The organism is Actinoallomurus sp. NPDC052308 (assembly GCF_040679195.1).
GTDB lineage: Bacteria > Actinomycetota > Actinomycetes > Streptosporangiales > Streptosporangiaceae > Actinoallomurus > Actinoallomurus liliacearum.
Window position 1 is genome coordinate 48,284 of record NZ_JBFAUM010000032.1, and the last position, 25,640, is coordinate 73,923.

Annotated in this window: 25 protein-coding genes; 13 read left to right on the forward strand and 12 right to left on the reverse strand. The window is 70.8% G+C overall.

Going from position 1 to position 25,640, the window contains the following annotated elements:
- Positions 1–86 precede the first annotated feature (86 nt).
- Both AB0L00_RS39795 and AB0L00_RS39800 read right to left on the reverse strand, forming a co-directional pair.
- Positions 87–347 (reverse strand): DUF4235 domain-containing protein, encoded by a 261-nt coding sequence (locus AB0L00_RS39795; protein ID WP_345367364.1) that lies wholly within the window; start codon positions 345–347, stop codon positions 87–89.
- A gap of 122 nt (positions 348–469) precedes the next feature.
- Positions 470–1,243, reverse strand: coding sequence for an aminoglycoside 3'-phosphotransferase (locus AB0L00_RS39800; protein WP_364442782.1), 774 nt, complete (start codon positions 1,241–1,243; stop codon positions 470–472).
- 229 nt (positions 1,244–1,472) lie between these two features.
- Here AB0L00_RS39800 and AB0L00_RS39805 point away from each other — a divergent pair, with 229 nt between their 5' ends.
- Complete coding sequence (locus tag AB0L00_RS39805; protein ID WP_364442783.1) at positions 1,473–2,852, forward strand: ricin-type beta-trefoil lectin domain protein; 1,380 nt, start codon at positions 1,473–1,475, stop codon at positions 2,850–2,852.
- An 87-nt stretch (positions 2,853–2,939) separates the two neighbouring features.
- Here AB0L00_RS39805 and AB0L00_RS39810 read toward each other — a convergent pair whose 3' ends face one another.
- The 3 genes from AB0L00_RS39810 to AB0L00_RS39820 form a co-directional block, all read right to left on the reverse strand.
- On the reverse strand, positions 2,940–3,734 hold the full coding sequence (locus AB0L00_RS39810) for an SAM-dependent methyltransferase (RefSeq protein ID WP_364442784.1): 795 nt from the start codon (positions 3,732–3,734) through the stop codon (positions 2,940–2,942).
- A gap of 299 nt (positions 3,735–4,033) precedes the next feature.
- Positions 4,034–4,129, reverse strand: coding sequence for a DUF397 domain-containing protein (locus AB0L00_RS39815; protein WP_364442785.1), 96 nt, complete (start codon positions 4,127–4,129; stop codon positions 4,034–4,036).
- Complete coding sequence (locus tag AB0L00_RS39820; RefSeq protein ID WP_364442786.1) at positions 4,126–4,941, reverse strand: helix-turn-helix transcriptional regulator; 816 nt, start codon at positions 4,939–4,941, stop codon at positions 4,126–4,128. Before AB0L00_RS39820 ends, AB0L00_RS39815 begins: the two co-directional genes overlap by 4 nt.
- Before the next feature lie 107 nt (positions 4,942–5,048).
- On the opposite strand from AB0L00_RS39820, the gene AB0L00_RS39825 reads away from it, so the two are divergent.
- The 4 genes from AB0L00_RS39825 (at position 5,049) to AB0L00_RS39840 (ending at position 12,660) form a co-directional block, all read left to right on the forward strand.
- Positions 5,049–5,492, forward strand: a complete 444-nt coding sequence (locus AB0L00_RS39825) for an ATP-binding protein (RefSeq protein ID WP_364442787.1) — start codon at positions 5,049–5,051, stop codon at positions 5,490–5,492.
- Positions 5,493–6,997: 1,505 nt separating this feature from the next.
- Positions 6,998–7,243 (forward strand): hypothetical protein, encoded by a 246-nt coding sequence (locus tag AB0L00_RS39830; protein WP_364442789.1) that lies wholly within the window; start codon positions 6,998–7,000, stop codon positions 7,241–7,243.
- Between the two features lie 473 nt (positions 7,244–7,716).
- Complete coding sequence (locus tag AB0L00_RS39835; RefSeq protein ID WP_364442790.1) at positions 7,717–10,758, forward strand: discoidin domain-containing protein; 3,042 nt, start codon at positions 7,717–7,719, stop codon at positions 10,756–10,758.
- Between the two features lie 159 nt (positions 10,759–10,917).
- Positions 10,918–12,660, forward strand: coding sequence for a pyruvate dehydrogenase (locus AB0L00_RS39840; protein ID WP_364442792.1), 1,743 nt, complete (start codon positions 10,918–10,920; stop codon positions 12,658–12,660).
- Positions 12,661–12,664: 4 nt separating this feature from the next.
- On the opposite strand, the gene AB0L00_RS39845 is transcribed toward AB0L00_RS39840, so the two are convergent.
- Positions 12,665–13,306: an HAD-IB family phosphatase gene (locus AB0L00_RS39845; RefSeq protein ID WP_364442793.1), complete on the reverse strand. Its 642-nt coding sequence runs from the start codon at positions 13,304–13,306 to the stop codon at positions 12,665–12,667.
- A gap of 220 nt (positions 13,307–13,526) precedes the next feature.
- Here AB0L00_RS39845 and AB0L00_RS39850 point away from each other — a divergent pair, with 220 nt between their 5' ends.
- The 6 genes from AB0L00_RS39850 to AB0L00_RS39875 all read left to right on the forward strand — a co-directional run bounded on the left by AB0L00_RS39850 (position 13,527) and on the right by AB0L00_RS39875 (position 19,798).
- A complete protein-coding gene (locus AB0L00_RS39850; RefSeq protein ID WP_364442794.1) occupies positions 13,527–14,351 on the forward strand; it encodes an alpha/beta hydrolase in 825 nt (274 codons plus the stop codon).
- 4 nt (positions 14,352–14,355) lie between these two features.
- Positions 14,356–14,976 carry a hypothetical protein gene (locus AB0L00_RS39855; RefSeq protein ID WP_364442795.1) on the forward strand — a complete coding sequence of 207 codons (621 nt, stop codon included), beginning with the start codon at positions 14,356–14,358 and terminating at the stop codon, positions 14,974–14,976.
- A 147-nt stretch (positions 14,977–15,123) separates the two neighbouring features.
- On the forward strand, positions 15,124–16,092 hold the full coding sequence (locus AB0L00_RS39860; RefSeq protein WP_364442796.1) for a DUF5954 family protein: 969 nt from the start codon (positions 15,124–15,126) through the stop codon (positions 16,090–16,092).
- Positions 16,093–16,134: 42 nt separating this feature from the next.
- Positions 16,135–17,430 carry a VWA domain-containing protein gene (locus AB0L00_RS39865; RefSeq protein ID WP_364442798.1) on the forward strand — a complete coding sequence of 432 codons (1,296 nt, stop codon included), beginning with the start codon at positions 16,135–16,137 and terminating at the stop codon, positions 17,428–17,430.
- A gap of 2 nt (positions 17,431–17,432) precedes the next feature.
- On the forward strand, positions 17,433–18,248 hold the full coding sequence (locus AB0L00_RS39870) for a hypothetical protein (RefSeq protein WP_364442799.1): 816 nt from the start codon (positions 17,433–17,435) through the stop codon (positions 18,246–18,248).
- 107 nt (positions 18,249–18,355) lie between these two features.
- Entirely contained in the window at positions 18,356–19,798 is a 1,443-nt protein-coding gene (locus AB0L00_RS39875) for a serine hydrolase (RefSeq protein WP_364442800.1), read from the forward strand.
- Between the two features lie 127 nt (positions 19,799–19,925).
- Here the strand turns inward: AB0L00_RS39875 and AB0L00_RS39880 are convergent, their stop codons facing one another.
- Together AB0L00_RS39880 and AB0L00_RS39885 are read right to left on the reverse strand one after the other, a co-directional pair.
- On the reverse strand, positions 19,926–20,489 hold the full coding sequence (locus AB0L00_RS39880) for a DUF3618 domain-containing protein (protein ID WP_364442802.1): 564 nt from the start codon (positions 20,487–20,489) through the stop codon (positions 19,926–19,928).
- Positions 20,486–20,935 carry a phage holin family protein gene (locus tag AB0L00_RS39885; protein WP_364442803.1) on the reverse strand — a complete coding sequence of 150 codons (450 nt, stop codon included), beginning with the start codon at positions 20,933–20,935 and terminating at the stop codon, positions 20,486–20,488. The genes AB0L00_RS39880 and AB0L00_RS39885 overlap by 4 nt, the downstream gene beginning before the upstream one ends.
- A 268-nt stretch (positions 20,936–21,203) precedes the next feature.
- On the opposite strand from AB0L00_RS39885, the gene AB0L00_RS39890 reads away from it, so the two are divergent.
- Positions 21,204–21,392, forward strand: coding sequence for a hypothetical protein (locus tag AB0L00_RS39890; protein WP_364442805.1), 189 nt, complete (start codon positions 21,204–21,206; stop codon positions 21,390–21,392).
- Here the strand turns inward: AB0L00_RS39890 and AB0L00_RS39895 are convergent.
- A complete protein-coding gene (locus AB0L00_RS39895) occupies positions 21,389–22,162 on the reverse strand; it encodes a L,D-transpeptidase (RefSeq protein ID WP_364442807.1) in 774 nt (257 codons plus the stop codon). The two genes, AB0L00_RS39890 and AB0L00_RS39895, sit on opposite strands and share 4 nt — an antisense overlap.
- 185 nt (positions 22,163–22,347) lie before the next feature.
- Complete coding sequence (locus tag AB0L00_RS39900; RefSeq protein ID WP_364442808.1) at positions 22,348–22,902, reverse strand: hypothetical protein; 555 nt, start codon at positions 22,900–22,902, stop codon at positions 22,348–22,350.
- Between the two features lie 607 nt (positions 22,903–23,509).
- Between AB0L00_RS39900 and AB0L00_RS39905 the strand changes: the two genes are divergently transcribed.
- Entirely contained in the window at positions 23,510–24,766 is a 1,257-nt protein-coding gene (locus tag AB0L00_RS39905; RefSeq protein WP_364442809.1) for a hypothetical protein, read from the forward strand.
- A gap of 6 nt (positions 24,767–24,772) precedes the next feature.
- Here AB0L00_RS39905 and AB0L00_RS39910 read toward each other — a convergent pair whose 3' ends face one another.
- Positions 24,773–25,216, reverse strand: coding sequence for a MarR family winged helix-turn-helix transcriptional regulator (locus tag AB0L00_RS39910; RefSeq protein WP_364442810.1), 444 nt, complete (start codon positions 25,214–25,216; stop codon positions 24,773–24,775).
- Positions 25,213–25,638, reverse strand: coding sequence for an SRPBCC family protein (locus tag AB0L00_RS39915; RefSeq protein ID WP_364442811.1), 426 nt, complete (start codon positions 25,636–25,638; stop codon positions 25,213–25,215). Before AB0L00_RS39915 ends, AB0L00_RS39910 begins: the two co-directional genes overlap by 4 nt.
- Positions 25,639–25,640: the final 2 nt, after the last annotated feature.

Sequence of the window (25,640 nt, forward strand, 5' to 3'; positions counted from 1 at the left end):
CGTCCGACCGGCTGACGGGTTCTGGCCGTCCGGTGACCGGGGTCCTGTGGGCCTCCGGTCACCGGACGGGCCTGCGACTCGTACGCTCACGAACTCTCTGGTCCGCCGTGGCGGCGGACCAGGTAGCCGTGGTTGAGGGCGGCCTTGACACCGCCGACGATCGCGCCCTGCAGCGCGGCGGCGGCCAGGACCTCGACCCAGCCGCGCTCGACGTCCCCGGCGTCGGGCGCGTCGTCCTGTCCGGAGACGAGCTTCCAGGTCTGCTTGAACAGCGCTCCGGCGATCAGGCCGCCGGCCAGGCCGAGGACCGCCGAGACCGGACGGGAGATCGAGTCGGACCGGCTCATGACCGGCTCCATTGGTCCCTTGTGCTCACGATGCCCGCACCTCTTCCCGTTCGGGGGTTCCGTTTACCGTTCCGGTGCGGCGGGATACCCGGTGAACGCGCGGGCTAACGCGACGTGCCGGTTCAGTCCCCGAGGTCCCACAGGAGCCGGTAGTACCGCATCCGGTCCGGATCGGGACGGACGCCGTACGCGTCGAGGAGCAGGCCCTCCCATCCGGGACCGTAGTTCCACTCGGTGCTCCAGGTGGCGATGGCGAGGTCGGCCCATCGGTCGGCGACGCCGAGCCGGCCGAGGTCGACGTGGGCCGACCAGCGGCCGTCCTCGCCCACGAGGGTGTTGGGCGCGCAACTGTCGCCGTGGCAGACGACGAGCCGGTCGTACGGCGGAATCTCCGCGAGGACCGCGAGCGCCCCGTCGACCCCCAGGGGGCGGTGCGCCGAGTCCCATCGCGTCGGGTCGACGCGGCCCTGCGCGGCGCGCCGACGGGCGTCGGCGAGCCGGTCCTCGGCCGCCCAGGAGAACGGGCACTCCGCGACGGGAAGCGCCTCGTGGAGTGCGCGCAGACCCTCACCGACGGCCGTCACCGCCGTCCGCGGCTCGGCCTTCCACCGGTCGGCGACGGCGCTCTGGCCGGGCAGCGCGGCGGTCACGAGCCAGGAGCCGTCACCGTCGGCGCCCTGGTCCAGCACTCGCGGCACCGGAGTGAACGCCACCGCCCACGACAGCCGGACGGCCTCCTCGGTGAGGTCGAGTCCGCTGCCCGGGGGAGCCCATTTGACGAAACGCCGGTCCGGGGCCGCGCCGACCTCGAACGTCAGGCCGCCCAGCTCGTTCTCCCACACCGCACGCACCGGCCGGCCCGCCGCCAGGGCCGCCACGCACGCGGGAACCGTCACATCCGATCGCGGGGGTCCGGCAACCATCGCCCAATCCTGTCACGAGAGGGGCCCCGTGGTCTCTTGACGCGAATCGTGCCCCTTGGGCTATATTCGGCCTAATTCTTAGGAAACCTTCCTTATCTTTGAGGCCGACCCGGGTCTCGATCGCGACGACGGCAGGGAGGAGGTCCGAGCCCTTACTTCGAGTCTTAGTTGAAGCAGTGACCTTCCTGAGAGGACCCCCGCCATGAATCAGGAACGCTTCTCCCGTCTCCGGCTCCGTTTGCTGGCCGGCGCCGCCGCCCTCGCCCTGCCACCGATCGTCGCCGCGGCCTCCCCCGCTTGGGCCGCGACCGGGCAGATCACCGGGTACGGCGGCAAGTGCGTCGACATCGCCGCCGCGAACAGCGCCAACGGCACCCAGGTCCAGCTCTACAGCTGCAACGGCACCAGCGCGCAGCAGTGGACGGTCGGGACCGACGGCACGATTCGCGGCCTCGGAAAGTGCCTCGACGTCGCCGCCGCCAACAGCGCCAACGGCACCAAAGTGCAGCTCTACGACTGCAACGGAACCGCCGCCCAGTCGTGGACCGCGGCCGCCGACGGCAGCCTGCGCGCGCTCGGCAAGTGCCTGGACGCCACCGGCCCCAGCTCGGCGGACGGCACTCCGCTGCAGATCTGGGACTGCGCCGGCAGCGCCAACCAGAAGTGGACGCTGCCCGGCGGGACCGGCACCCCGCCGCCCGCCTCCGGACGCATCCCCGGAGCCCCCTACCTCTACGAGGGCTGGGGCAACCCGCCCAACCCCGCCACGGTCATGAGCGCCACCGGGATCAAGTCCTTCACCATGGCGTTCGTCAACTCCAGCGGCGGATGCACCCCGGCCTGGGACGGTTCCAGGCCGCTCACCGGCGGCGTCGACGCCCAGGCGATCTCGGCCATCAAGGGCGCCGGCGGCAGCGTCGAGGTCTCCTTCGGCGGCTGGTCGGGCAACAAGCTCGGCCCGAACTGCTCGTCCTCCTCCGCGTACGCCGGAGCGGTGCAGCAGGTCATCAACGCGGTCGGCCCGGCCGTGGTCGACTTCGACATCGAGAACACCGACGAGTTCTCGAACTACACGGTGCAGGACCGGATCCTCGGCGGCCTGAAGATCGTCAAGCAGAACAACCCGAACATCAAGATCGCCGTGACGTTCGGCACCACCACGAGCGGACCCAGCGGTGACGGCGTCCGGCTCATCAACCAGTCGAAGGCGCTCAACGTGCCGATCGACAGCTACACGATCATGCCGTTCGACTTCGGCGGCGGTTCGAACATGTACCAGAGCACCGTCAACGCGGCCGAAGGGCTGAAGACCGACCTGAAGAACGCGTGGGGCTGGACCGACGCCCAGGCCTACGCGCACATGGGGATCTCCGGCATGAACGGCCTGTCCGACCAGCAGGAGACCACCTCGACGGCGACCTGGACCCAGATCCGCGACTGGGCGGTGTCCAAGGGCCTGAACCGCCTGGCCTTCTGGGCGGTCAACCGCGACCACTCCTGCCCCGGCGGGGGAGTGCAGTCCACCTGCAGCGGCATCTCCCAGAACGACTGGGACTTCACCCGCATCACGGCCGGCTTCTGACCGAGGCCGCCCCCACCGCTCCGGTCACCGTCGCCGTACCATCGGCGGCGGTGACCGGGGCCCCGGCCGCTCGCGCGGTCGGCTGCGTCAGCGCGTGCGGGCGACCGCGGTCCAGCCGGCCGTCAGCGGCTTCTCGGCGCGGGTGGGCCGCCACTCGCGCAGGTGGACCACGCCGGGTTCGACGACGTCCATGCCGGCGAGGAGCGCGGTGACCTGGTCACGGGTCCGCGCGATGAAGGGGGCGTTCGCGCCGCGGTACGCGGTCGCCACGTCGAGGTTGCGCTCCTCCTCCACCGCGGCGTGGGAGAGGATGACGTGGCTGCCGGGCGCGAGGGCGTCCCGGTACCGCCGTACGAGACCGGCGGGGTCCTCCTCGTCGGGGACGAAGTGCAGCACGGCCACGAACAGCAGCCCGACCGGCCGGTCGAAGTCGATCAGCCGCCGAACGCGCGGGTCCTTCAGGACGCTCTCCGGATCGCGCAGGTCGGCGCGGACGGCGGCGGTGCGCTCGGCGGAGGACAGCAGCGCCTGCGCGTGGGCCACCACGACCGGGTCGTTGTCCACGTAGACGACGCGGGCGTCCGCGTGGGCGGCCTGCGCGATCTCGTGCACGTTGCCCTGCGTCGGCAGGCCCGAGCCGAGATCGAGGAACTGGTCGACGCCGCTTTCCGCGACGTACCGGACGGCCCGCTGGAGGAACTCCCGGTTGGTGCGCGCCACCGCGGCGACGTTCGCCAGGACCTCGGTGACCTTCCCGGCGGCCTCGCGGTCGGCGCGGAAATTGTCCTTGCCGCCGAGGAAGTAGTCGTACATCCGCGCGACATTCGGCGTCCTGGGATCGACATCGACCCCCGCCGCCGCGCCCTCGGTGGAATCGCTCACCTCGTCACGCCCCGGCCGCGCCCACCGCGCCGATCACACCGACCCATGATCGTGATCGTAGCCGGGACCCGGACCCCGCCGCCGTCATCACCGGGATTCGGCCGAGGACTGGAAATAGCGCCGTGGATTTCGGTGCCTCCAACGACGGAGATCCAGGGCGTTAACTAACGCACGCTCGCAATGTCCGGAGCCCCACGCCCAGCCATGCGGGAGGGAACCCCGCCTTCCTGGCGGGCGTCGAGCCATGCGAAGCCCCGCGACAACAAAGCCCCCGCCGAGGCGGGGGCTTTAGGGGAGGGTCAGGCTTGCTCGATCTCGTCGCGGCTACCGGCTGCCACTTCAACGCAGTCCGTGTTCGCCCCGCCGCTGTAGGTGGACTTGCGGAAGTCGATCATCCGATCTCCTCCATCACTCGCTTGATCAGCTCTCGGGATGCCGATCGTGACAGGGCATCTGCCCCGATCTCGTCGAACCGTACAACGAATCGCGTTACGCCCGCACTGTCCAGTACGAGTCTGCCGCCCTCGGCTGCCTCCGTGTAAGCGATGTCGCCCTCGGGGGCACACGTCATGATCTTGAAGGCTCCCACGAGCCCACGGTGATAACCAGCGCTGCGAGGGACCACCCGAACGGTCACCGGGCCTCCAGGCTCGCAGACCTTCAGAAGGTGGGCCAGTTGATCGCGCATGATGTCGGGTCCACCCACCTGGCGATCGATGACGCCTTCATCGAGCAGTACGTGAACCCGGGGCGGATTCTCGCGACTCAGGATCTCTTGACGCGCGATACGGACCTGTAGGTGAGCGGCGACGTCTTCGGCGCCCTCTGCCATGAGGACCGTGCGCGCGTAGTCCTCCGTTTGGAGAAGGCCCGGGATGATCAGCGGCTCGAAGACGCGCAACATGTAGGCACGCGCCTCGTAGAACAGGTGCTCTTTGAACCAGTTCGGGTCGTGGTTGAGCCGGGCGAACGTCAGAAGCCGTAGAAAGTGACCGCCCGTCCGCCAGGTCACATCGAGGCGTTTCACGTGATCCACGTCGGGTCGCCGCCGCATGGCCTCGAAGTTCGAAACGCTTGTGCGCGCCACGCCCATGATGCGCCCGACCTCGGTGACCGACTGCTTCCGCGCCTGCCGGTATCGCCGCAGGTCAAAGGCGAGCCAGTGCCAGAGGGAGGCGTCGGGGTTGATGTGGTCCGCAGTGCTCATCGTGGAGCTCCTGACCGTTTCAATGTCTCCGAGTACATACCCAAAGTAGCGAACTGTTGACAGTCTGTCAGCTAATCACGAAGGCCCATCAGGAGATCGGGCGGAAAATGGACGTACTGGACTTGGAGAAGCCGGGAGCGTGGGTGCCTCCGGCTGACACCGGAGAACTGCGGATCTATCGGGCTGAGCCGGCGGCGGCGCGGCTGGCGCGGGGATTCGTGCGCGAATGCCTCACGGCCTGCGGCCGTACGGACCTGATCGAAGACGCCGAAGAGGTGATCTCCGAACTGGCCACCAACGCGATGCGGCACGGCACCCCGAACGGGGGCTACTTCGCGGTGCGTTTCGAGCGTCACCGACAGGGATGCGTCTTCGACGTGATCGACAGATGCCCCAGGGCGATGCCCGTGCTTCGGGAAGCCGACGAGTTCGACGAGGGCGGCCGGGGACTCCTCCTGGTCGAAGCCCTCACCGCCTCATGGGGCTACTTCCGCCGCCCCCTGAAAGACCGCCGCGTGCACGTGAAGGTGGTGAGAGTCGCCTTCATCTGAAGCTCGCCGCCCGGGCCGGCACCTGAGGGCCCGGCGGTACGTAGTGCTGAATTCGGCATGGTCGGCTCACGACCGGTTGCACAGGAAGAGAAAGGCAGGACCCCGACGAATGTCCGGACGTACGGAGCAGCCCACGCCCGTCCCCTCTACTCGGTGGCCGGAACAGCCCGCTCCGCGACCCGAGGGGGTCTCATGGGCGTAGAACCCCAGTGCATGCGGCTCGTCAGCCGCTGTGATGATCTTGCCATCGGTGCCAGGGAACCGATGAGCGTGGACGCCGTGCCCGTAGGCGAGGCGCCACCCGGTTGGGTCCGTGTCGACGGAGACATGCGGGGAGTTCCGCTGTGGCGGCGACAAGACGAGCCCTGCTATGTCGCGACTCGCGACACGGACCAACTCCTGTTCATTGACGCCGCGCTCGCCCGATTCGACCGGATGAGCGGAGCGGAACTCCACCGGTTCATCTCCTCCGGCAGGCGTTCCCGCCAGTAGAGCCGGTGGCGCCGACTGACACCGGCACGGCGTGCTGACGCGGTGGATCATTTTCTGATCGATCTGGTGCGACCGTGCGGGACGGCAGGGTTTACGAGCACCGCCGGCCGGTCGGGGCCGTGTGCCGAGGCGATGGTTCGCCCGCCGAGCGGGGCATCGTTTCCGACGCTGTCTACTCTGACGAGACGAATTCTCCTCTGAGTGGACGCCGGTGGAAGACGACGGGCCACGCGGGCGTGCGATCTGCGGTGGTTGCGCGTTGTGTCCCTGCTTGGTCTTCGTGGCCGGGAGGCGAACCGCGCCGCCGTCATCACCCGGAAACGGCAGGAGCTGGGCGCCATGCCGGGGACGTCGTACGGTGGCCGGCTCCGGTGCTACGCCGGGCTGCGGCCGGGGGAGGAGGGCCCAGCCACAGGCTGGACCCTCCTCGGTTGAAGGCTGAGCCGCCTTAGCCGGCGGTGCGGCCGCCGCTGTCCCGGGGCTCGCGGCTGCGGCCTCCGGGGACGGTGCGGCCGAAGCCGGGGACGTCGTGGTCGTTGCCTTCGGTGCAACGACACGGCACGCTGCGCTGAGACCTCCGCCGCCATAAGATCCACCGGACAAGGCCACGGTCGGCGGTACCTTGCCGCGGCTGGTCGGTGTCCCCGGTGACGCGCGATGATCGGCTGTCGCGCCGCCATCACCACGGCACCCGAACCGACCCGACTGCGCCCGACCAGGCCCGTACGTCGGCACCCTGAGCGCCCGGAAGCCGACGGCCGCGCCTTCCATTGCCATTTCGTTGCTCTTTACACCGGTAATCGGGCGACTCCTTTGGCGCCGGCATTGGACGCCCTCCGCCCTGGCTCGACTGGGCGCGCGGCGGCTCGGCCGGGTCATTGACAAAGTTCGTATCAACCGACATGCAAGTGTTGTCCAGATGTCGCCCTATCAGGAGCATTCGGCCCTATCCGGAAACAGTAAACGGTGCGAACCTTGTCGAAGTGGGCTGGATGGTGAAAAGAGGTGGTCTCATGATCCAGAAGGTCGGACAGCTGGTCGCCGCGGTCGTCGCCATGGCCATGCTGGTCCTTGGAGCCGTCCTGCTGGCCGGCGGCTCGGCGTCCGCGCAAAACGGCGCCGTCACGTCGGCGGCGGCGCGCGTCGATGCCAAGCCCGCGCCGTGTACCCGGTGCTGTCTCAAGATAAATCCCAAAACCCACCGGTGCGCTAAATACGGCTACAAGAAGGGCAAGGGCAAGTGTAAGGCCAAGTGCTAGTAAGGCCGTATTCGAGCACTAGGCGAAACCCATCAGAGGTGTAACCGAAGAACCCGCATGAGGGTTCTCGGTCGCGGCGGCCGGCCGACGCGGCGCGGAGGGCGCTCGGGTCGGCCGGTCATGCGGCGGTAGAGCCGTCGGCCGACCGTCGTGCCGGGCCTCGCGTGACCGGCACGGCGGTCGGCCGTCCGCCCGGCGTATCGGCACGAGGCCACGCGGGCACGCTAAGCAGGGACTTAATATAAGCTCCGAAAAAACCCTTCCCCGAGTATTGACACCGGTCGAGATCCCGATCAGTCTCTCGGGAGAGCGCGCTCCTCAGCTCCCGGTGCACGTCAGAGCCCCCACCCCCGCCGGGAGTCCTTTCCGCCACCAGCTTCACGGCGGGCGGTCTCCTCGCCGCTTCGCCGTGCCCGCGAAGAGGAGCCGCCCCCATGAAGCCCCGTCCCCGGGCAGCGGAACACCGTCCCGCCGTGCCCGCAGTAGTGATCACCATCCTGACCCTGCTCCTCGCCTGTGCGGGGACCGTCCTGTCCGGTTCGGCGAGCGCGGCCGCCACGCTGCTCTCGCAGGGCAAGCCGGCCACCGCCTCGTCGGTCGAGAGCGCCGGCACCCCCGCCTCGGCGGCCGTGGACGGCGACACCGGCACCCGGTGGTCGAGCGCGTTCAGCGACCCGCAGTGGCTGCAGGTCGACCTCGGCGCCTCCGCCACCGTCTCCCAGGTCGTCCTCACCTGGGAGACGGCCTACGCGACGGCCTTCCAGATCCAGGTCTCCGACGACGCCGCCACGTGGCGGACGGTCTACAGCACCACCAGCGGCACCGGCGGCAAGCAGACGCTCGACGTCTCCGGCACCGGCCGCTACGTCCGGATCTACGGGACGGCGAGGGCCACGGGTTACGGCTACTCGCTGTGGGAGTTCCAGGTGTACGGCACGGCGGGGTCGACGCCGCCGCCGAGCGGCACGCCGATCTCCGCGTACAAGCAGGTGCGGGCCTCCTCGACGGAGGGCGGCAACGCCCCGGCGGCGGCGCTGGACGGCCGTACGGACACCCGCTGGTCCAGTCTGTACACCGACAACGAGTGGCTGGAGGTCGACCTCGGCGGGCCCGCGACGATCACCGGCGCCACCCTCATCTGGGAGAACGCCTACGCCACCGGCTACCGGATCGAGGTCTCCAACGACCGGACCAACTGGACGAGCATCTACAGCACCACGACCGGCAAGGGCGGCACCGAGAACCTCACGATCTCCGGTAAGGGCCGCTACGTGCGCTTCTACGGCACGGCCAGGGCCACGGGCTACGGCTACTCGCTCTGGGAGTTCCAGATCTTCGGCACGGTCGACGCGTCGAGCAACACGCCGCCGCTGCTGTCCCCGCCGACCAAGGCCCCGGCGACCACCGGCCAGTTCGCGCTGTCGGCGCCGGCCGACCACGCGATGGTCACCGACACCCGCCGCCCGGCCCTGTCCTGGGCCGCGGTCTCGGGTACCGCGCACTACGAGGTGTGGCTCAACGTCAGCCGTACCGACTACGACTTCACCGCGTCCGGCCGGCTGCTCGACCTCTACACGAAGGTCGCCGAGCCGACGGGCACGAGCTACACGCCGAGCTGGGACATCGGCGACCGCTGGACGTACAAGTGGTTCGTCGTCGCGGTCGGCGGCTCGGGCGGTAGGACCACGTCGAACATCCGCACGTTCAGCGTCTACCTGCCCACGATCACGGCGGCGGGCGACGGCGTGAACATCGTGAACGGCGCCCGCGACCTCAACAAGGACGGGACGATCGAGCCGTACGAGGACTGGCGGCAGCCGGTCGAGACCCGCGTGGCCGACCTCCTCGGCCGGATGACCCCCGAGGAGAAGGCGTACCAGATGTTCTACAACGCCCAGACGTACCCGCAGTCGGGGTGGCACTTCGGCCCGGCGCAGCCGGCCGACCTCGACAAGGTGCTCCGCGCCGCCGCCGGAACGCGCCTGGGCATCCCGCCGGTCTCCGCGGGCGACACGATCTCCGGGTACGAGACCACGTATCCGCTGCAGAGCGCGCTGGCCGCCGGTAAGGACTACCCGCTCGACTACAAGCTGGGCGACATGCAGCGCCGCGAGGAGCTGGAGGTCGGCACGCGCGGCGTGCTCGGGCCGCTGGCCGAGGTCGGCACGAAGGTGCTCTACCCGCGCATCCAGGAGGGCAACGGCGAGAACGCCGACGTCGCGGCCGCTCAGGTACGCGCCCTGGTGGCCGGTCTGCAGGGCGGGCCGGAGCTGAATCCGACCTCGGTGCTCGCGACCGTCAAGCACTGGCCGGGGGAGGGAGCCGGCGGCGAGGCGGGCATCGTTTACGACGCGGTGACGATCAAGTACCACATGATCCCGTGGCGGGCCGCGCTCGACGCCGGGGCGGTCAACATCATGCCCGGCTACGCGGGCAGTTCCTTCCTCGACCCGGGCGGGCCGGGCGCGGGCAACAGCAAGCCGATCCTCGACTACCTGCGCAACAACCTCGGCTACACCGGCCTGATCACGACCGACTGGCTGCCCTCGGGCGCGTGGATCAGCGCGGCGAACGCCGGATCCGACGTGATGGGCGGCGCCGACCCGGGCGCGTCCGGATTCTCGATCGCGAGCTTCCTGTCCAGCGTGCCGATCGCCAGGATCAACGACGCGGTGACGAGGGTCCTCCGGCTGAAGTTCGAGCTCGGCGTCTTCGACCGCCCGTACGGCGACCCGGTGAACGGCCCGTACCGCTTCCATCAGCCGTCGTACGCCGCGCTCGCCAACCAGGCCGCGCGCGAGTCCATCACCCTGCTGAAGAACGACGGCGTCCTGCCGATGAAGCTCAAGGCGGGCGACAACATCGTGGTGGCCGGTCCGCGTGCCACCGACGGCGCCGCCTGCTGCGTGTGGACCAGCTACTTCCACCAGAACTACGGCTCGCTGGACATCCTGGACGCGATCAAGGCCCGGGCGGCGAAGGACGGCGTCAACGTCTACCAGGACAGCGGGCCGTCGCCCAAGCTGGCCGTCGTGGCGGTCGGCGAACCCAGTTACACGCACGCCACCGCCTGGGTGAAGGAACAGCCGTACCTGCCGGCGGACCAGCTCGCCATCATCCAGAACTTCCACAACCAGGGCATCCCGGTCGTCGTGGTCATGGACCTGCCCCGGCCGACGGTGATCTCCGAGTGGAATGGCATCGCCGACGCCATCGTGATGACCTACCGCGGCGGCGAGGAGGTCGGCCCGGCGACGGCCTCCCTCCTGTTCGGCGACTACACGCCGCACGGGTCGCTGCCGTGGCAGCTCCCGCGCAGCGTCGACCAGGTCCTCAAGCCGGGCGGCACGGACACCCCCGCCGACGCCGTCGAGGACTGGAGCCTGCCGTACGACCTGGGCGCGACCGCCGCCGAGCGGTCCGACATCCGGGCGAAGATCGACGCCGGTCAGTCACCGGCCACGACCTACGGGAATCCGCTGTACCCCTACGGCGCCGGCATCCATAGCTGGTAGGGCGGTGTTCGCGGGGCCGCACGCCGACGGTGTGCGGCCCCGCGCGGTCCCGTTCGTGTGCATCGTCGCGGACCGGGGCACAGTTGGTACGAGGGCCAAGGCGACTCGGCTGAGATCTCACTGCCCGGCGGGCCGCCGCTCAACCGGGGGGACCGAGCGATGGCCAAGCGAACGGTGGCGGAGCAACTCGTCGACCTGCTCGTACGCGCGGGCGTCCGGCGGCTCTACGGCGTGGTCGGGGACGCGCTGAATCCCGTCACCGACGCCGTACGCCGCAACGCCGCGATCGACTGGGTCCAGGTACGCCACGAGGAGACGGGCGCGTTCGCCGCGGGCGCTGAGGCGCAACTCTCCGGCCATCTGGCCGCGTGCGCGGGCAGCAGCGGACCCGGCCACGTGCATCTCATCAACGGGCTGTACGACGCCCAGCGCAGCATGGCGCCGGTGCTGGCCGTGGCCGCGCACATCCCCAGCGCCGAGATCGGCACGGCGTACTTCCAGGAGACCCACCCGGACCGGCTCTTCGCCGAGTGCAGCCACTACTCCGAGCTGATCTCGACCCCGGAGCAGACGCCGCGGGTCGTGACCACCGCCATCCAGCACGCCATCGGACGTTCCGGCGTCTCCGTCGTGAGCGTGACGGGCGACGTCGCCGGGCAGGAGGCGCCGTCCCCGGACGGCGACGTCGCCATGGTCACCGAGCGGCCCACCGTACGCCCCGGCGACGCGGAGATCGCCGAGCTGGCGCGGCTGGTCGACGAGGCCGACGCGATCACACTGTTCTGCGGGCGCGGCACGGCCGGCGCCCACGACGAGGTCATGGAGTTCGCCGAGCGCGTCAAGGCACCGGTCGGGCACGCGCTGCGCGGCAAGGACTGGATCCAGTACGACAACCCGTTCGACGTCGGCATGTCCGGGCTGCTCGGCTACGGCGCCGCGTACGAGGCGATGCACGAGGCCGACCTGCTGATCCTGCTGGGCACCGACTTCCCCTACACCGCCTTCCTGCCCGAGGACGTGCGCACCGCCCAGGTCGACATCCTGGCCGAGCACCTGGGCCGCCGTTCCCGCCTGGACGTGGCGGTCTGGGGAGACGTCCGGGAGACGCTGTGCGCGCTCATCCCGCGGGTCCGGGAGAAGACCGACCGCCGTTTCCTGGACCGGATGCTGAAGAAGCACGCCGACGCCCTCGAAGGAGTGGTCACCGCCTACACCCGCGACGTCGAACACCACCGGCCGATCCACCCGGAGTACGTCGCCGCCATCCTGGACGAGGAGGCCGCCGACGACGCGGTCTTCACGGTCGACACCGGGATGTGCAACGTCTGGGCGGCCCGCTACCTGTCCCCGAACGGCCGGCGCCGGATGATCGGGTCGTTCAGCCACGGCTCGATGGCGAACGCCATGCCCCAGGCCATCGGCGCGCAACTGCTCGACCCCGGCCGGCAGGTCGTCAGCATGTCCGGCGACGGCGGCTTCTCGATGCTGATGGGCGACCTTCTCACGCTGATCGACTACGACCTGCCGGTGACGGTCGCCCTGTTCGACAACTCCAGCCTCGGCATGGTCGACCTGGAGATGATGGTCGGAGGCTTCCCGCCGTACGCGACCACCTATCCGCACACCGACTACGCCGCGATCGCGCGGGCCGCCGGGGCGCACGCCGTCCGCGTCGAGGACCCGCGTGACGTACGCGACGCGCTCCGCGAGGGCCTCGCGCACCCCGGCCCGTCACTGGTGGACCTGGTCACCGACCCGAACGCCCTGTCGATCCCGCCGCGCATCACCGGCCGCCAACTGGCCGGCTTCGCCACGACCACGAGCAAGCTGGTGCTGACCGGCGGCGTCGGCCGCATGGTCCAGCTCGCCCGATCCAACCTGCGCAACATCCCGCGCCCGTGACGCGTCAGTTCTCGGTGAGGAGCGTACGGCCGAGCGCGTACGCCTCCTGAAGGTCGCCGCCGCGGTAGCTGAGCGCGGCGAGGTCGGCCAGGTGGTGGTCCGCGTTCACCGCCACCGTCCTGGTCAGCCGCTGGAACAGCGGCGCGTCGGACATCGAGTCGCCGTACGCGACGCACCGCGCGTGCGTGAGGTCGTGCTGCTCGCAGATCTCCGCCACGATCCGAACCTTGTCCTGGGGGGTCAGGACGTTCGCGGGATCGAGCGGCTCGACGAACGGCAGCGCCGGGAACCGGGAGGCCACCACCTCGTCGAAGCCCAGGTCGAGCAGGTGGCGGGCGAAGAAGTCGGGCGACATGGTGATCACCACCGAGCGTTCCCCGCGCGCCCGGATGTCCGCGCACACCTCCCGGATCCCGGACAGCCAGGGACTCGCGGCGAACGCGGCGGCGACGTCCGAGGGCGTCAGCTCCCGCCACAGCGTGGGAAGGGCGGACGAGAAGGCACGCGTGTCGATCTCCCCGGCCGCGAACCGTTCTTCCAACTCGACCAGCGCATCCGTCGACCCGACGTGCCGCGCGATCTGCAGGCTCGCCGTCGTCCCCTCGAGGAGGGTCCCGTCCATGTCGAACACGTGAAGGAACGTCACAGGCGGCAAGTCTGGCCGACCACCCACCGCCGGCACGAGCGAATTGCGATGCGGTGCAGCGCACTGTTGCTCACGATCGCAGGCTGCGCCCCTCGCACCGACGGCTGACCTGGGCCCCCGGCCCGGTAACTGACCTGTGACCCGGTCCCGGCGGGGCGGCTTCGAGCCGCTCCCGCCGGGACTTTTGCTTTGTCGAATCCGGCACCTACGATCGCTGCTCATGGCCGTACCCGATCTGCATGAACTGCGTGATGGAAGCCGTCGCCGGGCCGGCGCGCGGCCCCGGGGGCCGGAGATGGTCCGGGTCGAGGACGTGCGCGGACCGGACGGACCCACGCTGCGGCACTATCGCCCGTCCGAGGAGGAGCGGCCGCTCGTCGTCTTCGTCCACGGGGGCGCCTGGGTGATGTGCGACCTGGACACCCATGACCGGACCTGCCGGCGCATCGCCGAGGCGTGCGACGTGGAGGTTCTCGCCGTGGACTACCGGCGGGCTCCCGAGCATCCGTACCCGGCGGCCGTCGACGACGTGGTCGACGTCCTGCGCCGGGTCGAGCCGGTGGCGGTGGCGGGCGACAGCGCGGGCGGCCACGTGGCGACGATGGCCTGCCTGCGGCTGCGCGACGAGGGCGGCCCGCTGCCCCGCGTACAGATCCTCATCTGCCCCAACACGGACCTGACACTGTCCCGGCCCAGCGTCCAGGAGAAGAGCGCCGACTACGGGCCGGCGGCCGACTTCCTCGCCTGGGCCGTCGAGCAGTGGACGCCCGATCCGGCGACGCGCGTTCCGGCCAGCCCGCTGTTCGCCGCCGACCTGCGTGGCATGCCGGACACGATCCTCGTGACCGCCGAACACGACACGCTCCGCGACGAGGGCGACGCCTACGCGGACCGGCTGGCCGAGGCCGGCGTCCGCACCGTGCACCGGCGAGAGCCCGGACTGGTGCACGGCTTCATCCAGAACATGGACCTGACCTCCGACGAGGCGGCCGCCGCCGCGCAGCGGCTGTTCGCCGACATCACGGCCCTGATCCACGGGCGATAGGCCCGTGAGCGAGATCCACCGTCGGCGGGTGCGGGACCTGGCCGCGCGGCTGCGCGCGGCGCCGGTCCGCGCCGGCCGGACACGCGTCATCGCGATCGACGGGCGGTCCGGCTCCGGCAAGTCGACGCTCGCCGCCTCGCTGCACCGGGAGTCGGGCGCGCCGGTGGTGCGCCTCGAGGACCTCTACGGCGGCTGGGACGGCCTCGAGCACGGCGTCGACCTGCTGGTCGCGGAGGTCCTCGCCCCGCTGGCCGCCGGGCGCACCGCGTACGTCCCACGGTACGACTGGACGACCGCGCGCTGGCGGACGCCGATCGAGCTTCCCCCGCCCGCGCTGCTCATCGTCGAAGGCGTCGGGGCCGGGGCGCGTCGTGCCGCCGGCTACGCGAGCGTGCTGGTCTGGCTGGAGGCGGGGGAGCGGACCCGCCGGCGGCGGGCGCTCGATCGCGACGGAGACGCCTACGCGCCGCACTGGGAGCGGTGGGCGGCGCAGGAGGCCGAGCTGCTCGCCCGCGAGACGACGTGGAACCGCGCCGACGTCGTCCTGGACACCGACGCCGGCCCGGGGCACGTATCGATCATGGGTCGGTGTAGCGGCGCCTGCAACCCCCTTTATGGCCATTAACGACATAGCTCGTAAATCCGTAGCCGCCCAGAATGCCAAAAGCGTCGCCGGTCGCGCTGACCAGGGAGATCATCGAACCGATCCACTTCTTCCCTGGATCCGGGGAAAGTGATGCGCGCCCCGGAGTTCGCAGGTAAAGATGGGCCCATGTCCTTTCCGTTAATGCCTGGATACGACTACATCAATGTGGTCGCGGACCTCGACCCGGTCGCCGCGATGCGTGATCGGGACCTCGGGGACCGCATCCGGACCTTCACCAAGCTCCTCCCGGCGGGAGCGCCCGACTTCGGGTACGCCGTGCAGAAGGGCACCGAGTGGCGCATCGGCTGCGTCGGCGCGGGCGATCCGGAGGGCGCCCGGTACTCCCTGGCCGCCGCCCTGCGGATGGGGTCGAAGGACGAGGACGACCCGGAGACCGTCCGCGCCATGCGCGCGGCGGCCGACCGGCTCGACCCGGAGGACGGCAAGCAGCTCCCCAAGGACGAGTGGGAGATCGGCGACCGCCGCTACCGGGTGATCAGGATCGAGAAGTTCACCCTGATCGGACAGCGGCTGATGGAGCCGCCGCGGCCCACCGACACCGACCCTCCGTACGGCGCCCGGATGCTCGAGGACCACCTCATCGACCCGCGGACGCCGGTGGGGCAGTGGGAGGCGCAGCTACGGCTGAACCTCGTCGGGCACCTGCCCATCCCCGGTACCGTCCCCGAAACGGTGCAGATCGAGGCCCGGCACGCGATCCGCACCCACCCCGGCGTGGTCCTGCTCCCGCCGACCTACACGGTGGTGGAGATCAAGGGAGACTCCTGGGACCCCCTCACCGGCGCGGACGGTCCCGACCAGGCCCGTACGCACCTGGCGAAGTACTTCAGCGAGCTGCTGCCCCGGCTGCTGGAGTTCCAGGGCGAGCCCGCCACTCCTGAGGAGATCGCCGAGTGGAACGAGGCCGCCGACCAGATCGAGGCGATGAGCGGGCCGGAGTTCGCGGTGCTGGACCGGAGGTTCCGCATCGTGCGCGTCTCGCGGATGCTCCGCGTCGGCCGCGACGGCCCCGAAGGGCCCCGCCCGTCGGACCAGGAGCGGTACGGCATGCACGGCACGGAGTCACGGTCCTGATTCCGATTTAGCGCGCCATCTGATGATCATTAGGATCCTCGGGTGATCATCAGACGACGGTCCGCGGCCGGCCTGCTGTGCATGCTGGCCGCTCTGGCGATGTTCGGCGCGCCCCCCGCCCGCGCCGCCAAGGCCACTGCCACGGAGCCGCCCAAGGTCGAGCTCGTCCTGGACGTCAGCGGCTCGATGCGGGCTCGGGACATCGACGGACGCAGCCGCATATCGGTGGCCCAGCAGTCCTTCGACGAAGTGGTGGACGCCCTGCCGGGCGAGACGCAGCTCGGCATCCGCGTCCTCGGGTCCCGCTACCGCTTCCCCGGCAGCCCCCAGTCCGTCGGATGCCGTGACACCCAGCAGATCAGCCCGGTCGCCCAGGTGAACAAGGTCGAGGCGAAGGCCGCCATCGCGACCCTGCGCCCCACCGGCTGGACCCCGATCGGCTTGGCCCTGCGTGCCGCCGCCAAGGACCTGGGGACCGGCGAGACGACCCGGCGGATCGTCCTCATCACCGACGGCGAGGACACCTGCGCGCCGCCCGACCCGTGCGACGTCGCCCGTGAGCTCGCCGCGCAGGGCACCCACCTCGTCATCGACACGCTCGGGCTGACCCTGGACGACAAGGTCCGGCGGCAGCTCACCTGCATCGCCGACGCCACCGGCGGAACGTACACCGCCGTCCAGCACCAGCAGCAGCTCACCAGCCGGCTCAACCAGCTCGTGCACCGGGCCGGCAGCACGTACCAGCGGACCCCGCAGCAGGTCGCGGGCGCTACGCAGTGCACCAACGCCCCGGTGCTGTCGCCCGGCGTGTACACCGACCGCGAACGGATCAGCGAGCACCGCTACTACCGCGTCCCCGTGGGCCCCGGGCAGGAACTGCGCGCCTCCGTCAGCGTCGCCCTCGACCGCAAACTGAACCCCGACTACGGGGTGCTGCTGCGCGCGACGTCCCAAGACGGCCAGGAACTCGTGCGAGGCACGGACGCGAGCAGCGGGCGCACCGACGTCCTGTCCACCGGGCTGCGCTGGTCCGACCAGCGACCGACGAAGTCGGCGGAGCCGAGCGCTTCCACGTCGGCGGGCACGGGCGGGTCCGCGGCCGGCACCGTCTGCCTGGTCGTGAGCAACTCCTTCGCCGCACCGCCCGGCGTACGGACGACGCCCGGCATGCCACTGGAGCTGACCGTCGACGTCGTGCCGTCCTCGCCGACGCCGAACGGCCCGGACCTCGGCCGCGGCTGGCTGCTGCTCGTCGTGCTCACCGCCGCCGGCCTGGTCGCCGGGCTCATCGTCGGCTGGCTCGCCCGCTGGCGGATCGCCATCTGGAAGGAGAACTGACCGTGCGCGTCACGAGACTCCTGTCCCTTTCGATCGCGACCGCCGCCCTCGCGCTGGCCACCGCCGGACCGGCCTTCGCCGGTGGCAAGGCGTCGCCCAAGCCGCGTACGACGATCGGCACCGCCGGGACGTCGTTCCTCACCGCGACGACCGTGCAGCCCGGCCAGTCCGCACGGCTGTCCGCGTCGACCGGCGACTACCTCTACTGGTCGTTCGCCGCGGCGGCGGGACAGACCGACCGGATCGCCGTCACGATCACCCTGCCCACCGACGCGAACCGGCTCGGGGCCAGCACCTGGAACGTCGAGGTCTTCGACGGGCTGCGTCGGCGGCAGGCCTGCACGGCGGGCCCGCAGACCGTCACCGCGCAGTCCGGCGCGGCCAAGGTCTCGCTCCAGTGCACGCTGCGGCAGATCCGCTCCTGGGCCGAGCCCTGGTCCAGCGACCCGCTGCCGGGCACCTACTTCGTACGGCTGGCGGCGGCCGACCTGCCGGAGCAGGGCCTCGGCCTGCCGATCGACGTACGGCTGCGGATCAGCGCCAAGCACGGGAACGCCGAGCCGTCCGGCGCGCACCTCAAGGCCCCGCTGTCGCCCGCCGTCAACCCCGGCGCGACCGTGGCCCCGGACGCCATGCCCTCGGCGGACCCGTCGGCGGTCAGCTCGGCACCGAAACCGGTCCAGCGCGCCAAGAGCTGGTTCTCGTTCTCCTGGCCGTCGACCCGCTGGTGGTGGACGATCGGCGGCGGCGTGCTGGCCGCCGTGGCGGGCGTCGCCGGCTACAGCCTGACCCGGCATCCCCACCGCTGGTTCTCCTAGTGGCCCGGCCCCGGCGCGGACGCAGACCGCGCCGGGGCCGTGTAACAAGATCGTCGAAATCCGCGATTCGGTCGTTACCAAAACGATCTTTTGGCTACCTTGACGGCATGTCAAAATCTCGGATCTGGGGGCGGAGCGTCGTGTGCCTCGCCGCCGCGGGCGCGCTGATCGGCGCCGCCATCGCGCCGGCCCAGGCGGCCGCAAGGCCCAGGAACGGCTCCGTCAGCGAGATCGCGAACAAGCTTCAGCAGACGATGGACGGCCTGAGGTTCCAGGACGTCCTCGACACGGACCCGCCGACCACGGCCGCCGCGGCCCGTAGCCTGCGGGCGAACTCCGTCGACAAGGACGCGCAGACACCGCAGCAGCAGGCGCGGCTGCTGGCCGCCGCCGACGACGCGAAGCCCATCTCCCAGCAGCCACAGCTCGACGCGACCGTCATCGAACTGAACCGGCACAACCGGCCGGTGTCGTCGGGCACGGTGCTGATGAGCCCGCAGTACCCGCACGGCAAGGTCATCCCGGTCGACAAGAACTTCCACACCAGTGACGTGCGGTGGCGGCAGTGGGACGATGCGGGCTGGTACACCAACCATGCTCAGGGCACGATCGACGTGGTTCCGGGGCGGGAGAACGCCTCGACCGACTTCATGCTGCCCTACCCGGCCTCGGTCCTGAAGCTGATGATCAACTTCGGGGTGCTGCGGCTGGTGGACAAGGGCGTCGTCAAGCTGGACGACACCTACGCGTACAACCCGACCAGCGTCAGTTCGCTGTGCGGCGGGGCGAGCAGCGACACGATCCGCAACTACGTCGACGCGTCGCTGACGTGGTCCTCGAACGGGGCCTCGTGCGCGTTGCTGAAGATGCTGTGGGACCACGGCGCGGTCGATGAGCTGAACCAGACGTTCCAGGACCTGGGCCTGGAGACGCTCCAGGTCAAGGAGACCAACCCGGCCAACGGCGGGCACTGGAGCAACCCGGTCACGATGAGCTCCCTGGACACCGCCAAGCTCCTCACCCTCATCAACGGCGCACCGGGCACGGTGTGGACCGCGCCGAACGGCAAGGCCGTCACCCGGGACGTGCTGAGCAGGTCCTCGCGTGAGTTCTTCAAGAAGGAACTCGCCGACCAGGGCATGAACGACGTGCTGTCGACGGTCAACTGGTGCGGCGCGGACTACCCGGCCCCCGGCATCCCCCAGCTCGTCCCGTCCCGGTGGATCGCCGCCGACGGCAGCGTCACCGTCGACGGGGACGCCTACCAGCACGACGTGCGGCCCTGCAACGCCAAGGCCGAGGTGACCTTCGCCCACAAGACGGGCCTGGTCTCCAACTCCGGCAGCGACGCCGGCATCGTACGGTCCCTGCCCGGTAAGAACGGCCGCAACTACATCATCGCGGTGTTCTCCAACCTGGGGAACCAGTACGTCGACCCGAACCGCCCGCCGACCGCGCCGGGCGCGCACCCGGTGGCCTACAGCGAGAAGTACGCGCAACTCGGTCTGATCATCGACAAGTACGAGGCCGCGAAGCACGGCAGCCGCTAGGCGGCTCGCCGTCGCCGCCGAGGGTTCTTCGTCACCGGCGCCACGGAGACCCTCGGCGGCCGCCGCTCGGTTTGGCCGCCCGGCACCCGGGTCGTGAGGACGTCCGGGTGCCGGGCGGAGTCGTTCGTCAGCGCCGTCCGCGGCCGCGACGCCACAGCCACAGCCCGGCCGCCGCGCAGACCCCGGCCGCCGCGTAGAGCGCGCCGGGCCGCCGGCCCGCGGCCTCCGTCGCCTGCCGGCCGGTGCGCGCGACCGTCCGCCGCGCGGGCTCGGGCACGGCCTGCCCCACCTTGGCCACCGGCCCGGCCACCTGCTCCCGCACCTGCGGCGCCTTCTCCCGTACGGTCTGCGTCAGCGTTCCGAGGGTCCCGGTCGCCTGCTCGCGCAGTTGCGGGGCCTTCTCGCGTACGGTCTGCGTCAGCGTTCCGAAGGTGCCGGACGCCTGGTCGCGTAGCTGCGGCGCCTTCTCGCGTACGGTCTGCGTCAGGGTCCCGAGGGTGTCGGTCGCCTGCTCGCGCAACTGGGCGGCCTTGCCACGGACCCGCGCGGGCACGTCGGCCTTCGCCGCCAGCGCCTCCACGGTCTCGCCCAGTTCCTCTCTCGTCTGCTCGATGTCGGCCTTCAGCTCCTGCCGGTCATCCGGCCGGCCCTTCTTGTCTTCGGCGCCGCCCGCCGTCGGGGAGTCGCTCATCGGGAATGCCCTTCCTTGAGATGGTCCTTGATCTCGTGCACATCGGTCTTCACGGACTCGGTGGCCTGCTCGGGCAGGGGCGGCGTCGCCCGGCGCAGCCGCGACCGTCCCGCGGCGGCCAGCAGGCCGGCGATCGCCAGCAGCACCACGCCGACGATCAGGGCCGCCGCCCAGACCGGCAACGCGACCGCGAGGCCCGCGACCGCCGCGCCGATCAGCGTGGCGCCGCCGTAGAAGGCGACGGTCCCGGCCCCGCCGAACAGCCCGGCGCCGCGCCCCGCCTCCTTGCCCTTGTCGGCCAGTTCGGCCTTTGCCAGCGCGAACTCCTGATGGATCAGCTCACTGATCTGCCGCGTCGCCCGACTGACGAGTTCTCCGGTCGAATCGTCGTGCTCCGTGGGGGAGCCGGCCGGGGTCGTCGTGGAAGTACGGACGTCACTCGCCATGTCTGCACCTTCTCCGCGTTGACCGCTCTTCGTTCGGGGTAGATGCGGCGGGATACCCGGAGAGCAGCCGACCTAACACGAAGCGGAGTCTAAATACGGACTCGACCGGCGTTCGTGCTGTCGTCCGGGTCAAGGCGCTGCTGCTCCTGGGGCGGAGGTCCGAGGGCCTCGCGGAGATCGACCGGCTCTGGCGGCGCGTCGACGAGATCCCGGCCGACGGCGGACCCGCGGCCCGCAGTCATCCGGAGGTCGCGGTCGGCCTCCGCGTGTGGGCCGCGCGGAGGCCGACACGCGGGCTCGCCGGCAACTCGACGACCTGACGCGACGGCGGTGGCGGCCGGCCCTCGTCCAGGCGCTGTGCGAGATCTTCGAGGGTGCGTGCGCTCCCGAGGCAGGGGCCGGCCTGGAGGATCCGCTGGACCGCGCGATCGTGGCGGTCGTTCTCGCGAACGTCTAGGACGCGATCTGCACCGGGGTGCCGAGCGGCAGCATCTTCGCCATCTTGGTGATCACCGTGTTGCCGACGCGGACGCAGCCGTGGCTGACGGAGGTCCCGAGCGACTTGGGCTCGTTGGTGCCGTGGATGCCGATGATCGGATCCTGGCCGTTGAACTGGGTGAGCGTCGTCGAGTAGCCGTTCAGGCCGTAGGCGTACGGGCCGTACGCGCCGTTGGGGTTCGGCGCCTGCAGCAGTTCGGTGAGGTAGTAGCGGCCGCCGGGGGTGGGGGTGTCGGCCTTGCCGATCGCCGCCGGGGTGTCGATCAGCACTTGCTTGCCCTTGTACACCTTCACGCGGTGCGCCGACTGCAGGACCTGCACCCAGTAGCTCGTCTTGGCGGTCGTGACGTCTTTCGCGGCGATCCAGCCCTGGCTGCCGTTCGGCGGCGCCGGCAGCAGGACGTGCAGCCAGCCGGGCTTGGTGCCCACCACGAGGAAGACCCGCGTGACGCCGTCCGGGTTCGGGTTCTTCAGCCGCATGCTCGGATCGGCGTCCCCGGGGTTCTGGTAGATCTGCACCGTCTTCGTACGCGCGGTGGCGATCGTGCTCGGGCCGTCGCCGAACTTCGCCGAGTCGGTGGCGGCCGCCGTGGAGTTCGTGTCCGCCGCTGGGGCGCTCTTGCCCGGGTGGTCGGAGCCGCCGCCGCAGCCGGTCAGCGTGATACCGAGGGCGACGCCGATCGTCGCGGCCGCCCAGCGGGGCCGCGACGCGGCCGTGCTGATGGACATCGGTCTCGCTCCTTAGCGAATCGCGGGTTGGATGACAGGCGGACGGCCCGGGAACGCACCGTCCCGGGCCGCCTGTGAGCGTTCGTTCGCGGGCGCGCCGGGGATCGCGCCATCCCGGGCCGCCTGCGAGCGTTCGTCGTGTCCGGGAACGCGCCTTCCCGGATACGACGGTCAGCCTTCGTACGTCAGCCGGTGAACTTCGGCTGCGCCTTGACCGGCGTCGCCGGGCGGGCCTCGCCGCTGGGCGCCGTCGGGACCGGCGTCGCCGTCGCGGGCTTGGCGCTCGACTTGGTCGGGGTCGGGCTGGGCTTGTGCGTCACCGGCTTGCCCGGCTTGTGGGGCTTCTGTGTCGGGGTCGGCGCGGCGGCGCAGTGCTTCACGCCGAACGCTCCGTGCCGCTGCCAGACGGGCAGGTGATGGCGGTCCTTGCCATCGGGCCGGTACGCCACCACGGTCACCTTGGACGCGTGGGTCGGCAGTGCGACGGCACCGCCAGCGGGCGCGGGGATCTTGCTGTTGCTGTGGCCGCCCTTGTCGTCGTTCCAGGTGAACGGCACGGCGCCCCACGTGTTGGGGTTGTAGACCATCCAGTTCGGCTGACCGTTCGCGCCGCACTTGGCCTCGAGCCGGAGCGCGGGGTCCCGGTCGTTGCAGGCCCACGCGGGGGACGCGGCCAGGGTGGTGACGGCGAGAGAGGCCGCCGCACCGGCAAAGGTGAGAGTCGCCCTTTTCAGGCGCATGCAGTACCTCCAGCGAAGGGAAGTAGGTCTGAGAGCGCCGCGAGACTGAATTCATCAACGACGCACGCGGCACCCTATCCGCCAGATAACGCTCATGTCTCACTGTTCGCCTAGTTCTTTGTCATCCGTCACATTACTCCCAGCGATCATCGTCTGTCGGCATGTGATGGCGACATCGCCTGCGGGCCGGTGAACAGCTCTTATGTGATCTCGAGCGGCCGTCGGCTCTCTGACTGGCGGCTTTCTTCCGACCGAAAATTCGGTTCGATGCGACGGTGGCCGAAAGGCGAACAGGCGCGGGTCCCTCAGTGACCTGAAGATGGAAGGCCTGTGGCGTCGGTCGGCGCGGAATGCTCAGTGGCCGTTACGCGCTCCGGTTTGCGAATAGGACGATGGGTCGTAAACCGGGCGGCAGTGCTGGCGTTATCCGAGACTTTCGGCGGGTGCCGGTCTGGTGCGGTCATCAACGCCCTGGATCGCCGTCGTCCCTGGCACCGAAATCCTCGGCGCCGACTTCGAGACCATTCGGTGCGGGGGGCTGGGTACACCGTGGTCACGGGGGTTGGCAGGCTGGGGCCGGCCGGCGGGCGTCCCTAGCGTCGGCGGCATGAGAATTCCTGTCAGCCGACGAGCCGTCGCCCTCGCGACGGCCGCCTGTGTCGCTACCGCCGGGACCGTCGCGGGCCCCGCGTCCGCGAACGCGCGGACCCGGACCACGCACCCGGCCGGCGGCCGGGGCACCCTGGCCGCCGCCCCCGCACGCCTCGGCGTCCTCTCGGCCGAACAGACGCGCACGGCGCTGGGCAAGGCCGGGTTCGGGCGGTCCGCCGTCCGTTACGGCGTCGAACTCGACCGCCTCGTCTACCGCACCGTGGACGCTGAGGGCCGGCCGACGATCGCCAGCGGTCTGGTCGTGCTGCCACGGGGCGGTGACCGCAGGCCGCGCCTGGTGTCGTTCACCCACGGCACCCAGAGCTACAAGGAGGACGCCCCCTCGATCGGCGAGGACGACTTCTCCGCCGCCCCGGCGATGACGTTCGGCGCGGCGGGCTTCGCCGCCGTCACCCCCGACTATCTCGGGCTGGGCAAGGGACCGGGCACCCACCCGTGGATGGACGTCCCGTCGGAGACCACCGCCTCCCTGGACATGCTGCGCGCGGCCCGCGCGTTCATGGCAGGCCGGGGGCGGACGCCGCAGCGACGCGTGCTGGTCACCGGCTTCTCGCAGGGGGCGTCGGCGGCACTGGGACTGGCGCGGGCGCTGCAGGACGGCGCCGACCCCTGGTACCGGCTCGGCGCGGTGGCGCCGATCAGCGGCGCCTACGCCTTCCGCGACGTCGAGCTCCCGGCGGTTCTCGCGGGCCGGGAGATCCCCCCGAAGCTCGGCGTGGCCTATACGACGTACCTGCTCGTCTCCTGGAACCGCCTGCACCACCTCTACGACGCGCCGGGCCAGGTCTTCCGGGCGCCGTACGCCGACAAGGTGGAGCGACTGTTCGACGGGACGACTCCCGGGCAGGAGATGCTCGCGGCGCTGCCCGACGACCTCGACCATCTCCTCACCGCACACGGCCTCGACCTGCTGCGGCACCCGTCCGGGGCGTTCGCCGCGGCGCTGCGGGTGGCCGACGCGACCTGCACCGGCTGGGTGCCGCGCGTTCCCGCCCGGCTGTACTACGCCACCGGCGACGAGCAGGCGGTCACCGCCAACACCGACCGCTGCCGGGCGGCGTTCCGCGCGAGCGGTGCCGACCTGCGGACGATCGACCTCGGCCCGATCGACCACCAGGGCTCCCGGCACCTCGGGACGGCGGTGACCGGCACGGCGGCGATCGTCGACTGGTTCAGCCGCCTGCCCGCCTGACACGCCCTATGGGCTCGTCTCGTCCGGCGGCGCGGCCAGCGGCCTGAGGGCCCGCAGCAGCGCCGTCGGGTCGGGCACCCGGCGGAAGAACTCCGCGTCGGCCGCCTCCACCGCCTCGACCGCCGCCCGCGCCGCCTCCGCGCCCCGCTCGGTCACCCGGAGCCGCCTGGCGCGCGTGTCGGCAGGGTCGACGTGGCGCTCGACGAGGCCCTTGTCCTCGAGCTTGCGCACCACCTGCGACGTCATCTTGATGTCCGTGGCGGCCTGCCGGGCCAGGGTGAGCTGGTTCGGCTCCTCGCCCTGGGAGTTGAGCCACCAGGTGGTGGCCAGCAGGACGAACTGCACGTGGGTCAGGTCGAGCGGGGCCAGGGTCGTGGTCATCTCCCGCTGCCAGCGCAGCGTGACCTGCCAGAGCAGGAAGCCGGGGCTCTCGTCGGGATGGTGCGTCATCGGCCCTCGGCCAGCCGGACGAGCGCCGCGACGGTGTCGGGGAAGTCCGCGGTGATCGCCGGGCCCAGCTCGGGACCGACCTGGTCGGCGGCCGGTCCGTCGATCTCCGTGCGGTAGACGATTCGGCTCCGGCCGTGGCCGAGCGGTTCGACGCGGTGCGTCGTGGTGACGACGAAGTCGCCGGCGTCCAACTGGTCGACGAACAGCGCGTTCTCCGCCACCTCGACGACCTTCAGTACGACCGGTTCGTCATCGGGCGGCGTCATGGTGATCTGCGCTCCGACCGCGAACGGTCCGTCGATCTCGACCTTCTCGATCTCGGCGTTCCACATGCCCCAGCCGGGCACGTCGGCCCACAGCCGCCACACCGCCTCCGGAGAAGCGGCCGTCTCGGCGGTGTGCTCGTACTCCCACATGACCATGC

Coding starts and splice junctions, on each gene's coding strand:
- AB0L00_RS39795 (WP_345367364.1), bottom strand. CDS start 347: ATGAGCCGGTCCGACTCGATCTCCCGTCCGGTCTCGGCGGTCCTCGGC.
- AB0L00_RS39805 (WP_364442783.1), top strand. CDS start 1,473: ATGAATCAGGAACGCTTCTCCCGTCTCCGGCTCCGTTTGCTGGCCGGC.
- AB0L00_RS39815 (WP_364442785.1), bottom strand. CDS start 4,129: ATGATCGACTTCCGCAAGTCCACCTACAGCGGCGGGGCGAACACGGAC.
- AB0L00_RS39820 (WP_364442786.1), bottom strand. CDS start 4,941: ATGAGCACTGCGGACCACATCAACCCCGACGCCTCCCTCTGGCACTGG.
- AB0L00_RS39825 (WP_364442787.1), top strand. CDS start 5,049: ATGGACGTACTGGACTTGGAGAAGCCGGGAGCGTGGGTGCCTCCGGCT.
- AB0L00_RS39830 (WP_364442789.1), top strand. CDS start 6,998: ATGATCCAGAAGGTCGGACAGCTGGTCGCCGCGGTCGTCGCCATGGCC.
- AB0L00_RS39840 (WP_364442792.1), top strand. CDS start 10,918: ATGGCCAAGCGAACGGTGGCGGAGCAACTCGTCGACCTGCTCGTACGC.
- AB0L00_RS39850 (WP_364442794.1), top strand. CDS start 13,527: ATGGCCGTACCCGATCTGCATGAACTGCGTGATGGAAGCCGTCGCCGG.
- AB0L00_RS39860 (WP_364442796.1), top strand. CDS start 15,124: ATGTCCTTTCCGTTAATGCCTGGATACGACTACATCAATGTGGTCGCG.
- AB0L00_RS39875 (WP_364442800.1), top strand. CDS start 18,356: ATGTCAAAATCTCGGATCTGGGGGCGGAGCGTCGTGTGCCTCGCCGCC.
- AB0L00_RS39880 (WP_364442802.1), bottom strand. CDS start 20,489: ATGAGCGACTCCCCGACGGCGGGCGGCGCCGAAGACAAGAAGGGCCGG.
- AB0L00_RS39885 (WP_364442803.1), bottom strand. CDS start 20,935: ATGGCGAGTGACGTCCGTACTTCCACGACGACCCCGGCCGGCTCCCCC.
- AB0L00_RS39895 (WP_364442807.1), bottom strand. CDS start 22,162: ATGTCCATCAGCACGGCCGCGTCGCGGCCCCGCTGGGCGGCCGCGACG.
- AB0L00_RS39900 (WP_364442808.1), bottom strand. CDS start 22,902: ATGCGCCTGAAAAGGGCGACTCTCACCTTTGCCGGTGCGGCGGCCTCT.
- AB0L00_RS39905 (WP_364442809.1), top strand. CDS start 23,510: ATGAGAATTCCTGTCAGCCGACGAGCCGTCGCCCTCGCGACGGCCGCC.
- AB0L00_RS39910 (WP_364442810.1), bottom strand. CDS start 25,216: ATGACGCACCATCCCGACGAGAGCCCCGGCTTCCTGCTCTGGCAGGTC.
- AB0L00_RS39915 (WP_364442811.1), bottom strand. CDS start 25,638: ATGGTCATGTGGGAGTACGAGCACACCGCCGAGACGGCCGCTTCTCCG.